The organism is Devosia sp. (assembly GCF_028290435.1).
Taxonomy (GTDB): Bacteria; Pseudomonadota; Alphaproteobacteria; order Rhizobiales; family Devosiaceae; genus Devosia.
The window spans coordinates 1-12,448 of the sequence record NZ_JAQGJV010000042.1; the positions used below are offsets into that span (position 1 = coordinate 1).

The following is a 12,448-nucleotide window of genomic DNA, read 5'->3' on the forward strand; positions in this document are numbered from 1 at the left end:
CGGGAGGGCTATTTTTGACCGTCCCCGCCGCGGACCGGCCCGCTCTCGAAACCGCCGCTCAAAACAAGGAGCTGCTGCGGTTTCTGACCTGCGGCTCGGTCGATGACGGCAAATCCACGCTGATCGGCCGCCTGCTTTATGACAGCCAGCTGATCCTCGACGACCAGTTGGCGAGCCTCAAGAAGGAAAGCCGCAACCGTACCACGGGCGACGAGGGTATCGATTTTTCGCTGCTGGTCGACGGCTTGGCCGCCGAGCGCGAGCAGGGCATCACCATCGACGTCGCCTAACGCTTCTTCTCGACCGACAAGCGCAAGTTCATCGTCGCCGATACGCCGGGCCACGAGCAATATACCCGCAACATGGCCACCGGCGCTTCCAATGCCGAACTGGCACTGGTGCTGATCGACGCGCGCAAGGGTGTGCTGACTCAGACCCGGCGGCACAGCTTTATCCTGTCGCTGATCGGGGTGAAGCATGTCGTGCTGGTGATCAACAAGATCGATCTGGTGGATTACGATCAGGCCACGTTCGAGCGTATCGAGGCGGAGTATCGAGCCTTCGCCGCGCCGCTGGGCTTCAAGACGCTGGCTGCGATACCCGTGTCGGCGCTGCGTGGCGACAATATGCTGGCGCAGAGCAAGCATACTCTCTGGTACAATGGCCCATCGCTGGTGCCGTATCTCGAAACCATCGACGTCAGCGAGGACCTGTCAGCGCAGCCGATGCGGTTTCCGGTGCAGTGGGTCAATCGGCCCAACCTCGATTTCCGCGGATTTTCCGGCACCGTTGCGTCGGGCCGCGTCGCCGTCGGCGAAGAGCTGCTCGTCGCGGCGTCGCGCAAGCCGGTAAAGGTCGCGCGGATCGTCACCATGGATGGCGACCTGGATTATGCGTCCGCCGGGCAGGCGGTGACGCTGGTACTGGACCGCGAAGTCGATATTTCGCGCGGCGATGTGCTGACGCACGGCGGCGAGACGCCTGAATTCTCCAACCAGTTCCAGGCTCGCGTGGTCTGGATGAGTGAAGAATCGGCGTTTCCGGGGCGCTCCTATCTACTCAAGATCGGCTCCCAGACGGTGCCGGCGACGATTACGGACCTGAAATTCCGCACCAACGTCAATACTCTGGAACAGACAGCGGCGACCAAGCTTGATCTCAACGAGGTCGGTACACTAACCATCGCCACCGACAAGCCGATCGCTTTCGACGCATATGCCTCCAATGCCCTGACCGGCGGGTTCATCCTGATCGACCGGTTGTCCAACGCCACGCTGGGCGCCGGCACCATCGAATTCGGACTGCGTAGGGCGCAGAACCTGACCTATCAATCGTTCGACGTGAATCGCGAGGTTCGCGGCACTATGAAGGGGCAGACGCCTCAGGTGGTGTGGTTCACCGGCCTGTCGGGTTCGGGCAAGTCGAGTATCGCCAACCTGATCGAAAAGCGCCTGACCGCCGAGGGTCGCCACGCCTATATTCTGGATGGCGACAATGTGCGTCATGGGCTCAACAAGGACCTGGGCTTCACCGAAGCCGCGCGTGTCGAAAATGTCCGCCGTGTCGCTGAAGTCGCCCGGTTGATGGCCGATGCTGGCCTCGTGGTATTGGTATCGTTCATCTCGCCCTTCGCCAAGGAGCGGCAGTTGGCGCGCGAGATCGCCGGCGATATTCCGTTCACGGAAATCTATGTCGATACGCCACTGGAAGTGTGCGAAGCGCGCGATCCCAAGGGGCTTTATGCGCGGGCGCGGGCAGGGGAAATCAAGAATTTCACTGGTATCGATTCCCCGTTCGAGCCGCCCAAGACGCCCGACATCGTGCTGCATGGCGCGCTCAATACGCCGGAAGAACTGGCCGAGCAGCTCTATGCCAAGCTGGTGTTTGCGCGCTGAGTGAGTGGTCGGGCGTTAGGCCCGGCCGAACTCGTCTTCGATGCGGATGATGTCGTCTTCGCCCAGATAGGAGCCGGTTTGGACTTCGATCAGTTCCAGCTCGATCTTGCCGGGATTGGCCAGGCGGTGGGTGCAGCCGAGCGGCAGGTAGATCGACTGGTTTTCGGCCAGCATGGTAACCTTGCCGTCCAGGGTGACCTCCGCGGTGCCGCGCACGACCACCCAGTGCTCGGAGCGGTGATGGTGCTTCTGCAGGCTGAGCTTCTTGCCCGGCTTGACGAACAGCCGCTTGACCTGGAAGCGCTCGCCGCTGACCACGGAGGAATAACCGCCCCAGGGACGATAGGCGGTCTTGTGAATTTCGGTCAGCGCCGCGGTGTTGGTATCGCCGCGCAGCACCTTGACCATGGCGCCGACTTTCTGCGCCTCGGACAGCTTGCCGATATAAATGGCGTCGTCGCTGGCGATCACGGCGATATCGTCGAGCCCGTCGATGGCGATATGGGCGTGCTCGGTCATCACCAATGAGTTGCTGACATTGTTGAGCGTGACGGCGCCACTGGTGACATTCTCGGCGGCGTCCTTGCTGCCGACCTTCCACACTGCGTCCCAACTACCCAGGTCGGACCAGTGGAAGCTGACCGGCACTACGACCGCATCGGCGGTCTTTTCGAAGATGGCATAGTCGACTGAAATATTTGGCGCTTGCGCAAACGCGGCTTCGTCCAGGCGCACGAAGTCCAGGTCGATCTTGGCGTGCAAGACTGCTTCATTGGCGGCGGTGTAGGTGTCTGGTGAAAACGCCTCGCACTCTTCGAGGAACTTGCCGGCGCCCAGCATGAACATGCCCGAATTCCACAGGAAGCCGCCGCTGGCCAGCATGCTCTCCGCCGTTTCCCGATTGGGCTTTTCGACGAAACGGTCCACGGCGTTGACGCCTTCGCCCACGGCTTGGCCGGTTTTGATGTAGCCGTAACCAGTTTCCGGCATGGTTGGCACAATGCCGAATGTCACCAGTTTGCCCGCCCGGGCTGCCTCGGCGGCGCGCTGGGCGGAGACGGCATAGCCCTCGTCGACCAGCACGTCGTGGTCGGACGGCAGCACGTGCAGGATGGCATCGGCGCCGAAATTGGTCATCGCGTAGGCGGCAGCCGCCGCGATGGCGACGGCGGTGTTGCGAGCCACCGGCTCCAGCAGCACTCCGCCAAGCTCACAGCCGATTTCCAGCGCCTGTTCGGCCACGAGGAAGCGGTACTCGGCATTGGTGACAATGATGGGCCTGGCATAGACCTCGGGATCGCCGACGCGCTGCAGTGTCGCTTGAAACAGGCTGGTTGGGCCGGTCAGCGGCAGGAACTGCTTGGGTCGGGCCGCGCGCGACATCGGCCATAACCGCGTGCCCTGGCCACCGGCAAGCACCACAGGCACAATCAATTTCGTCATGGAGGCTCCGGGAAAGGCTAGGGGCGATACCAACAGATGTTCGCGGCTTCTATATTACGTCAACGGTGGTTTCGTGGCAGAAATCTGCGCGCAGTTGAAAACGCCTAACAGCTATTGGCGGCGAAGGTTGCCTAGCCCGCCGAGCGCTCGATGCCGCGCGACGAGGTCGGCAATGCGGCGAACTCGGCCTGGTCGATCTCGTTGAGGGCCTTCATCATCAAGCCACGAAAGATGGGCTCCTTTTCGTCGCGATAGGCGACGATGGCGGGCAGGCCGTTGACGCGGCAGACGAGTGCGCCGGCCAATGCGGCTTCGATCTCGGGGCGCATCAGTTCGAACGAGCGGGCACCCGGTCCGACGATCAGGATATGGGATGGATCGAACACCGCCATCATGCGGCTGAGCCCGAAGCCGATGGCGCGGCCGGCTATGTTGAAGGCATGTGTGGCGCTGCGGTCGCCGGTTTCGGCGCGCTGGATCAGGTCGTCATATTGCTGTGGTGGTACGGACGGGGCAGGGGTGGTGGTTTCTGGCACCGAATAGGCGGTGCGCAACACGCCGTAGTCGGACGCATAAGCCTCGATACAGCCGCGCATGCCGCAGCGGCACAGCGCGCCGTTGGGCATATGGTTCATGTGCCCGAACTCGGTGGTGCCTTCGCTGCCACGGCCAAGGATTTCGCCGGGAAAGGTCATGCCCATGGCGACGGTGGAGCCAACAAAGACAGTGGCGACGCTGGCGTCGTGCAGTTCGGGGTTGAGCCAGCGAGTGCCTTCCGCGAGCAATCGGCCGCGCTTGTAGAGTGTCACCGGCAGATCGAATGCGTCCGCCAGGCTATCGGCGAATGGCGTGCCCGCCAGATGGGCTATGGGCGACCATTTGAGGCTCCGCCCATCGCGATCGAGAATGCCTTGCACGGAAATTGCGATCCGCCGCAGAGTTTTGGCTTCGACGGGATTGCGCGTGCGCAGATACTCGATGCGTTCGCGCAGGAATTCGCCCGGCGCTATGGTGGCGAACAGAGTGGGCGCCAGCGGCAGGTCGATGCGGTCCACCAGAGTGCCGCCATAATCGACCAGCGACAGGCGTGCCCGGCTGACTTCGATCTCGAACAGTGCGGCATAGGCGGCGGTGCGGTTGAAGCCCATCCTGACGGCGGGGCGGCCACGCGTCTTGGCGTCGGAGTTTGGCGTTTCGGCAAGTTCGGTAACGATGTGCTGGGCCAGCAGGTCCTGGGTGATCGCGGTCATGCTGGCATGACTGAGGCCGGTCTGGGAGGCCAGAACGGTACGCGACAGCGGGCCATGAACGCGCAGGGCGCTCAGGACCAGGCCACGGTTTTGCCGCCGGACGCTGTCGCTATCGCTGACAAATCGCGTCAAGCCGCTTTCCCCATCAGAACTTATCCCCTTGTGTATCGATAGCGTACTCAGTTGATTATTTCGAGTATCGAAATGATGTTGACAGACGTACGTACCTCATGCGAATTGTTTTTTCGAGCATTGAAAATAATGCTCAGGGCGCTGGAGGGGCCCGCTGGGCTTTCGCCAGCAATCGGGTGGGAAACCGCCAAATGGGAGGACATCATGAACAAATTTCTCGCGGTCTTGCTCTGCACGACCGTCATTTCCAGTGCTGCCGGCGCCGCCCTGGCGCAGGACAAGCTGACCGTTGGCGTGTCCTGGAATAACTTCCAGGAAGAACGCTGGAAGACTGACGAAGCCGCCATCAAGGCCGTGCTCGACGCCGCCGGCGCCACCTATATTTCGGCCGACGCCCAGTCGTCCGCCGGCAAGCAATTGACCGATATCGAAAGCCTGATCAGCCAGGGCGCCGATGCCATCATCGTTTTGGCGCAGGATAGCGACGCTGTGGGTCCTGCAGTCGCAGCTGCTGTCGCCGAAGGCATCCCGGTGGTTGGTTATGACCGCCTGATCGAAAATCCGGATGCGTTCTACCTGACCTTCGACAACAAGGAAGTGGGCCGTATGCAGGCTCAGGCCGTGTTCGCCGCACAGCCGACCGGCAACTACGTCTTCATCAAGGGCAATGGTGCCGATCCCAATGCCGACTTCCTGTTCGCCGGGCAGATGGAAGTTCTGAAACCCGCCATCGACTCCGGCGCCATCAAGAATGTCGGCGAAGCCTATACCGACAACTGGAACCCCGAAGTCGCTCAGGCGAACATGGAACAGTTCCTGACCGCCAATGACAACAAGGTCGACGCCGTCGTCGCCTCCAATGACGGCACTGCTGGCGGCGCCATCGCGGCGCTGACTGCTCAGGGCCTCGCCGGTTCCGTGCCGGTTTCGGGCCAGGACGGCGACCACGCTGCCCTCAACCGGATCGCGCTCGGCACCCAGACCGTGTCGGTCTGGAAAGACGCACGCGAACTGGGCAAGAAGGCCGCTGAAGTGGCGCTTGAGCTTGCTGGCGGCACGGCGCTTGACGCTGTCACCGGCGGCACCAAGTTCTCGGGCGGGCCAAAGGGCGTCGAGATGAACTCGTTCTTCATCGCACCCGTGGCCATCACCAAGGACAATCTCAACGTCGTCATCGACGCGGGTTGGGTGACCAAGGATGTCGTGTGCCAAGGCGTTGCTGCCGGCACAGTTGCAGCCTGCAACTAAGAACGCGCTATAATCTGATCGAACTGGCGGTGCCGTGGCCTCAGCCGCGGCACCGCTGTAAATGGGGGACTATATGATGGCTCATCAGCCCGCGGTTTCAACTGCAGCACATCCAAGCCGGCACGTGACTAATCCGCTGCAGCGCTTTCTGGCTGCGACCGAGCTCGACACGCGCCTGCTCGGCATGGTGGGGGCCCTTGCCATCATCTGGATCGGCTTTCACATCTTCTCAGGTGGGCTGTTCCTGACGCCCCGCAATCTGTGGAACCTGTCGGTGCAGACCGCCTCCGTGGCGGTGATGGTCACCGGAATGGTGCTGATCATCGTCACCCGCAATATCGACCTTTCGGTGGGCTCCATCCTCGGCCTTGTCGGCATGGTGATGGGCGTGATGCAGACCGATATCCTGCCCAACCAGCTCGGGCTGGGCCTCGGTCATCCCATGATCTGGGTGTTGTCCCTGGCTGCCGGCCTTGTTGTCGGTGTCGGTATCGGTGCGCTGCAAGGCGTCATCATCGCCTATCTCAAGGTGCCGGCGTTCATCGTCACGCTGGGTGGCTACCTGGTGTGGCGCGGCGCGGCTTGGTGGGTCACCATGGGACGCACCGTGGCGCCGATGGATGTGAGATTCCAGTTGATGGGCGGCGGTCCTGCCGGCTCGATCGGGTTCTTCTGGAGCTGGGTGGTCGCGGCCATCGCCTGCGTCGCCATCCTTGTGGGGCTGTATTTCGGACGCAAGCAGCGCCTGCGTTTCAATTTTCCGCTGCGTCCGATCTGGGCCGAAATCTCGCTTGGCGTCATCGGTTGCGGCCTTGCCATTGCGGCTGTCTGGGTGGCCAATGCCTATCCCTGGCCGCGCCGTATCGCCGAGAATTTTGCCGCGGCCAACGGCATCACCATTCCCGAAGGCGGACTATTCATCTCCCACGGCATCGCCATTCCGGTGCTGATCGCAGTCGGTGTCGGCGTGGTGATGACCTTCATCTCCATGCGCACCCGCTTCGGCCGCTATGTCTTTGCCATGGGCGGCAACCCCGAGGCGGCGGAACTGGCGGGTATCAATACCCGCTGGGTGACCGTCAAGATTTTCATGCTGATGGGTGGGCTCTGCGCCATCGCCGCCGCCATCTCCTCGGCCCGCCTCAACGCCGCGACCAATGCCCTGGGCACGCTCGACGAGCTCTACGTCATCGCCGCGGCGGTGATCGGCGGCACCTCGCTGGCGGGCGGTGTCGGCACCATAGCCGGCGCGCTGCTCGGCGCCCTGGTCATGCAATCGCTGCAATCCGGCATGGTGCTGATGGGCATGGATAGCCCGCTGCAATCCATCGTCGTCGGCATCGTCCTCGTCTTCGCGGTGTGGCTCGACACGCTGTACCGCCGTAACAAGAATTAGGGAGTCCTTGATCATGCTGGACACCAGAACGCCGCTCGTCGAAGTGGACGATATCTCGATCTCCTTCGGCGGCATTCGTGCCGTCGACCGGGCCTCGATCGATCTTTATCCCGGTGAAGTCGTGGGCTTGTTGGGCCATAACGGCGCCGGCAAGTCGACGCTGATTAAAATCCTGTCGGGCGCCTACAAGCGCGACGCCGGCTCGATCCGCATCAACGGCCAGGACGCCACGATCAACAATCCGCGCGATGCAAAGGGCTACGGGATCGAGACGATCTATCAGCAGCTCGCCGTGGCCGACAATGTCGACGCCGCCGCCAACCTGTTCCTCGGGCGTGAACTGGTGACCTCGATCGGTACGCTTGACGATGCCGCGATGGAGTCCAAGGCGCGCGAAGTCATGGGGCGGCTCAATCCCAATTTCCGCCGCTTCAAGGAGCCGGTGAAGGCCTTGTCCGGCGGCCAGCGCCAGTCGGTCGCCATTGCCCGCGCCATCCTGTTTAATGCCCGCATCCTGATCATGGACGAGCCCACGGCAGCTCTCGGCCCGCAGGAAACTGCCCAGGTCGGCGACCTGATCAAGCAGCTCAAATCCGACGGCATCGGCATTTTCCTGATTAGTCACGACATTCACGACGTGTTCGACCTCGCCGATCGCGTCGTGGTGATGAAAAACGGCCAGGTGGTGGGCAGCGCTCGCACCGAGGATGTCACCAAGGACGAAGTGCTGGGCATGATCATTCTGGGCAAGGTGCCTCCGGGCGCCACAGCCGGGCCCGGTGCGCTCGAGGACTGACCGCCCGGCATCGCCGGTCTGCTGCGAAAAGCGGTATCCGGGGTTCGGTAGCGCGTTCAAAGGTTTGACGGCCCGACGGAAGGGGCTATCCTCGCCTGAACATGGCGAGGACTGGCATGGTTTTGGGGCGATATCGGCGGCATAAGGCGTTCTATATTGGGCTGGCCGCGGGGTTCGTGGCGCTGGTGGCGACGCTATTTGTGCTGCCGGCGCAAGCGGTGGTCTGGGGCGCCAATGCCTTCTTCATCGGCTATCTGGTGGTGAGCCTGGCATTTTTCCCGCGAGCCAGCGCGGCCTTTCTTAAAAACCACGCGGACGAGGAAGACGCGCCGGTCTGGATCATTTTCGTGGTGACGGCGGGGGTGATCATTGCGTCGGTGATCTCGCTGTTCCAATTGTTGAATGCCGGCGGGCCAGGCGATGCGCTCCGGCTGATCGTTACCGCGGTGTCGGTGCCGCTGGGGTGGTTCACCATCCACGCCATGGTGGCTCACCACTACGCCTATGAATATTACGAAGTGCCAGAATCCGGCCCGAATGGCAAAAAGGACAAGAAGGCCGTGGTCGGCGGCCTTGATTTTCCTACTGGCGAGGAGCCAGATGGCGGCAGTTTCCTGTATTTCTCCTATGTCATCGGCATGACGGCCCAAGTCGCCGATGTCTCGGTCACCTCACGAGAGATGCAGCGGATCGTCCTGTTTCATGGCATTTTTTCGTTCTTCTTCAACACCGTCATCCTCGCGGCGACCGTCAATGTGGCCGTCACACTCGGCGGTATGAAATGAAATTGCCTCTCGTCGGATTGATGCTCGGATTGATGGCGGCGCATCCGGCGATGGCCGCGCCGCCGGCTTTGCTGCAACCCGCCGCCCGGCTGGATGCCGAAACGCTCGAAGCCGCGCGCTTTGACTGGAAGAGCAGTGGTCTGTCCTATGTGGGCGTCTGGGCCGATACGCCGCTGGATTGTGCCATCATTCAGACCGATATGCCCTATGATGGTTTCGTCATCATGACGCCCACCCATTTGCGCAGTTACGGCTCCTATTGCAGTACCGGGCCGGCGCTATCCACACCGCACGGATTCTCACTGACCGCCATGTGCGAGGATGAAGGCGAGCACGCCGAAGCCACTTTCTCCGTGCGAGTGATCGACAGCGAGACCATCAATATCGATGACGCCGAGGGCGACCTGGTGCGGTGTCACCTGCCGGATTGAGTCCGGTTTCGTCCGCAAGTGCTTGTAATCAGTGGTAAGTCCGCCGGCGTCTGTCGTTCAAGACCTTTAACGTTGTCGGCTCCGGCACATCATGCCAGAACTGCGAGGGATTGAATCGAGGAACCGCATCATGAAATCCCGCGCCGCCGTCGCCTTTCAGGCTGGAAAACCGCTTGAAATCGTTGAAGTCGATCTGGATGGCCCCCGGGCCGGCGAGGTGCTGATCGAAATCAAGGCGACGGGTATCTGCCATACGGACGATTTCACCCTGTCGGGCGCCGATCCGGAAGGTCTGTTCCCAGCCATTCTCGGCCATGAGGGTGCAGGGGTGGTCGTCGAGGTTGGCGCGGGCGTGACCAGCCTCAAGGTGGGCGACCACGTCATTCCGCTTTATACGCCGGAGTGCCGCGAGTGCTATTCTTGCCGCTCGGGCAAGACCAATTTGTGCACGGCGATCCGCTCGACTCAAGGGCAGGGGCTGATGCCCGATGGCACCTCGCGCTTCTCCTATAAGGGCCAGCCGCTGTTCCACTACATGGGTTGCTCGACCTTCTCCAACTACACGGTCTTACCCGAAATCGCCGTCGCCAAGATCGACGCCAAGGCGGCGTTCGAGAAGGTTTGCTATGTCGGTTGCGGTGTCACCACCGGCATCGGCGCAGTCATCAACACCGCCAAGGTCGAAATCGGCGCCACCGCCGTGGTGTTCGGTCTGGGCGGTATCGGCCTCAACGTCATCCAGGGCCTGCGCCTGGCCGGGGCGGACATGATCATTGGCGTCGATCTGAACAATTCCAAGAAGGAATGGGGGGAGCGCTTCGGCATGACCCATTTCGTCAATCCGAAAGAGATCGAGGGCGATATCGTTCCCTATCTGGTCAACATGACCAAACGGCGCGGCGATACCATTGGTGGGGCGGATTACACTTTCGATTGCACCGGCAACACCACGGTGATGCGCCAGGCGCTGGAAGCCAGCCATCGCGGCTGGGGTAAGTCTGTCGTCATCGGTGTTGCGGCCGCGGGGCAGGAGATTTCAACGCGTCCGTTCCAGTTGGTCACCGGCCGCACCTGGATGGGCACCGCCTTTGGCGGCGCCAAGGGCCGTACCGACGTGCCGAAAATCGTCGACTGGTATCTGAACGGCAAGATCGAGATCGACCCGATGATCACCCACACGCTGCGCCTCGAGGACATCAACAAGGGGTTCGAATTGATGCGGTCGGGCGAGAGCATCCGTAGCGTCGTGGTGTTCTAATCCATCAGCGGAGCGTCGTTTCGGTACGCGAGCTTCAGCAAGAAGCCGCGTGGTCATTTCAGATTAGGGCAGTGTCTGAGGTTGCATTCTCTGCCGTCACGTGACATATATTTTACGACACGTGACGGAGGCGGCAAATGACTCAAATTGCGATGACTGGTTTTGAAGAGGCGCAGACGTCCTTCGAGGCGGGCGACGTCAATCACGTCGCCGCGCTGCTGGGTGGGCGCCGGGTGCTTAAGCATACGTTGAGCGGTCCGCTGGATGCCCATGAAATGCTGCTGGCCGGCCTGCCGGGGGAGGCGCTGACCTATCTGGAACGCAGCCTCAAATTTCTCGATGCGGCCGCCTTTGAAAAAGCTATCGGCATGAGCGTGCGCACCGTGCAGCGCCGCAAGGCGGATCCGAGCCAGGCGTTGAACACCGAGCAAAGCAACCGGACCTGGAAGTTCGCGGAAATCCTGGCCAAGGCCAGCGAGATTTTCGGGGGGCAGGGTCCGGCGGAACAATGGCTGGAGCGCCGGGCCATTGGCCTTGACGGCCGCCGCCCGATCGATCTGCTGGCCACTCAAGCCGGCGTCGATCTGGTCGAGACGCTGCTGGGACGCATCGAATATGGCGTCTATACGTGACGCCATTGCCCGCCGCGCTAGGCGGCACCGAACTTGTCGCCTGGCGCCTTGACGACGCCCGCTTCGCTGGTACCTGGGACAGCGGGGAGGGGGCGTACCGTTTTGGTGGACGCTGGAGTAGTCGGGGTGTGCGTGCGGTCTATTGCTCCATCGATCCAGCAACGACAATTCTGGAAGTCGCGGTCCACAAGGGCTTCGATATTCTGGATACAGTCGCGCATGTGCTGACATCGTTGACGATCACCGACCCATCCCGGGTTCATGTGGTCGATCCTACCGCCATCCCCAATCCGAACTGGCTCCATCCCGGCAATCCCAGCGCAGGCCAGCAGGCTTATGGCGACGCCTTGCTGGCGCAGCACAAATTTGTTCTGTTGCCGAGCGCGGTCTCGATTCATAGTTGGAATCTGATTTTTGTTGCCTCGGCTGCTGCTGGGGCCTTCAGCCTGCGGTCGCAGGAGCGCTTCGCGCTCGATACGCGGCTGCATCCTCCGATCAAAGCAGTCTAGCCCGATACAGCACCAGCCCATGTCAACTCCTCAAATTTACGTCGACGCCGATGCCTGCCCCGTCAAAGACGAAGCCCTACGCGTCGCCGAGCGGCATGGGCTGGTGCTGACTTTTGTCAGCAATGGCGGCATCAGGCCGTCGCGCGATCCGATGGTTCGCGTCGTCGTAGTGCCGCAGGGCGCCGACGCTGCAGATGACTGGATTGTCGAGCAGGCGCAGCCCAACGATATTGTACTGACCGCGGACATTCCCTTGGCCGGGCGAGCGCTGGCGCGTGGCTCGCACGTGCTCGGCTTCACCGGCAAGCCCTTTACGCAGGCGTCGATCGGCATGGCGCTGGCGATGCGCGAACTCAACCAGCACCTGCGCGAAACCGGTGAAAGTAAGGGTTACAATGCCAGCTTCCGGCCGGCCGATCGTTCGGCCTTTCTCAGCGCGCTGGACACGTTGGTGGTGAAGGCAAAAGTCGCCGCTCGCTCGGAACCGTCCGGCCGCTGACGCAAAATTAACCATAATCGCAAAAACTGGCTCTGTGGTGATGGTGCAGAGTTCAGGTCGTGTTGCTTTCGCGTTTTGTCATTGTCGCCGCCTTTGCGAGTATGCTGCTTGGCGGATGCGCCAAGCCACCGAGCTCGCGCCTGGAATTTGCGGCCTCAGTGCCGGCAATAACAG

At 61.8% G+C, this 12,448-nt stretch carries 11 protein-coding genes and 1 pseudogene; 10 read left to right on the forward strand and 2 right to left on the reverse strand.

Going from position 1 to position 12,448, the window contains the following annotated elements; all coding sequences use genetic code 11:
• Positions 1 to 14 precede the first annotated feature (14 nt).
• Positions 15 to 1,895, forward strand: a pseudogene (gene cysN / locus JWP26_RS10585) (sulfate adenylyltransferase subunit CysN).
• Between the two features lie 15 nt (positions 1,896 to 1,910).
• Here the strand turns inward: cysN and JWP26_RS10590 are convergent.
• Positions 1,911 to 3,338, reverse strand: coding sequence for a mannose-1-phosphate guanylyltransferase/mannose-6-phosphate isomerase (locus JWP26_RS10590; protein WP_299726941.1), 1,428 nt, complete (start codon positions 3,336 to 3,338; stop codon positions 1,911 to 1,913).
• 131 nt (positions 3,339 to 3,469) lie between these two features.
• Complete coding sequence (locus tag JWP26_RS10595) at positions 3,470 to 4,720, reverse strand: ROK family protein (protein ID WP_299726944.1); 1,251 nt, start codon at positions 4,718 to 4,720, stop codon at positions 3,470 to 3,472.
• Between the two features lie 204 nt (positions 4,721 to 4,924).
• Here JWP26_RS10595 and xylF point away from each other — a divergent pair, with 204 nt between their 5' ends.
• The 9 genes from xylF to JWP26_RS10640 all read left to right on the forward strand — a co-directional run bounded on the left by xylF (position 4,925) and on the right by JWP26_RS10640 (position 12,274).
• Positions 4,925 to 5,968 carry a D-xylose ABC transporter substrate-binding protein gene (xylF, locus tag JWP26_RS10600; protein WP_299726947.1) on the forward strand — a complete coding sequence of 348 codons (1,044 nt, stop codon included), beginning with the start codon at positions 4,925 to 4,927 and terminating at the stop codon, positions 5,966 to 5,968.
• 76 nt (positions 5,969 to 6,044) lie between these two features.
• The gene (locus tag JWP26_RS10605) at positions 6,045 to 7,364 is read left to right on the forward strand and encodes a sugar ABC transporter permease (protein ID WP_299726950.1); all 1,320 of its coding nucleotides are present in this window, start codon (positions 6,045 to 6,047) and stop codon (positions 7,362 to 7,364) included.
• 13 nt (positions 7,365 to 7,377) lie between these two features.
• Positions 7,378 to 8,160, forward strand: coding sequence for an ATP-binding cassette domain-containing protein (locus tag JWP26_RS10610; RefSeq protein WP_299726953.1), 783 nt, complete (start codon positions 7,378 to 7,380; stop codon positions 8,158 to 8,160).
• Between the two features lie 116 nt (positions 8,161 to 8,276).
• A complete protein-coding gene (locus JWP26_RS10615; protein ID WP_299726956.1) occupies positions 8,277 to 8,945 on the forward strand; it encodes a DUF1345 domain-containing protein in 669 nt (222 codons plus the stop codon).
• The gene (locus tag JWP26_RS10620; protein WP_299726958.1) at positions 8,942 to 9,376 is read left to right on the forward strand and encodes a hypothetical protein; all 435 of its coding nucleotides are present in this window, start codon (positions 8,942 to 8,944) and stop codon (positions 9,374 to 9,376) included. The genes JWP26_RS10615 and JWP26_RS10620 overlap by 4 nt, the downstream gene beginning before the upstream one ends.
• 130 nt (positions 9,377 to 9,506) lie before the next feature.
• Complete coding sequence (locus tag JWP26_RS10625) at positions 9,507 to 10,634, forward strand: S-(hydroxymethyl)glutathione dehydrogenase/class III alcohol dehydrogenase (RefSeq protein WP_299726960.1); 1,128 nt, start codon at positions 9,507 to 9,509, stop codon at positions 10,632 to 10,634.
• A 137-nt stretch (positions 10,635 to 10,771) separates the two neighbouring features.
• Positions 10,772 to 11,266, forward strand: a complete 495-nt coding sequence (locus JWP26_RS10630) for an antitoxin Xre/MbcA/ParS toxin-binding domain-containing protein (RefSeq protein ID WP_299726962.1) — start codon at positions 10,772 to 10,774, stop codon at positions 11,264 to 11,266.
• A complete protein-coding gene (locus JWP26_RS10635) occupies positions 11,263 to 11,775 on the forward strand; it encodes an RES domain-containing protein (RefSeq protein WP_299726965.1) in 513 nt (170 codons plus the stop codon). The genes JWP26_RS10630 and JWP26_RS10635 overlap by 4 nt, the downstream gene beginning before the upstream one ends.
• 19 nt (positions 11,776 to 11,794) lie before the next feature.
• On the forward strand, positions 11,795 to 12,274 hold the full coding sequence (locus tag JWP26_RS10640; protein WP_299726968.1) for a YaiI/YqxD family protein: 480 nt from the start codon (positions 11,795 to 11,797) through the stop codon (positions 12,272 to 12,274).
• Positions 12,275 to 12,448: the final 174 nt, after the last annotated feature.

Coding starts and splice junctions, on each gene's coding strand:
- JWP26_RS10640 (WP_299726968.1), top strand. CDS start 11,795: ATGTCAACTCCTCAAATTTACGTCGACGCCGATGCCTGCCCCGTCAAA.
- JWP26_RS10590 (WP_299726941.1), bottom strand. CDS start 3,338: ATGACGAAATTGATTGTGCCTGTGGTGCTTGCCGGTGGCCAGGGCACG.
- JWP26_RS10605 (WP_299726950.1), top strand. CDS start 6,045: ATGGCTCATCAGCCCGCGGTTTCAACTGCAGCACATCCAAGCCGGCAC.
- JWP26_RS10625 (WP_299726960.1), top strand. CDS start 9,507: ATGAAATCCCGCGCCGCCGTCGCCTTTCAGGCTGGAAAACCGCTTGAA.
- JWP26_RS10620 (WP_299726958.1), top strand. CDS start 8,942: ATGAAATTGCCTCTCGTCGGATTGATGCTCGGATTGATGGCGGCGCAT.
- JWP26_RS10630 (WP_299726962.1), top strand. CDS start 10,772: ATGACTCAAATTGCGATGACTGGTTTTGAAGAGGCGCAGACGTCCTTC.
- JWP26_RS10615 (WP_299726956.1), top strand. CDS start 8,277: ATGGTTTTGGGGCGATATCGGCGGCATAAGGCGTTCTATATTGGGCTG.
- JWP26_RS10610 (WP_299726953.1), top strand. CDS start 7,378: ATGCTGGACACCAGAACGCCGCTCGTCGAAGTGGACGATATCTCGATC.
- xylF (WP_299726947.1), top strand. CDS start 4,925: ATGAACAAATTTCTCGCGGTCTTGCTCTGCACGACCGTCATTTCCAGT.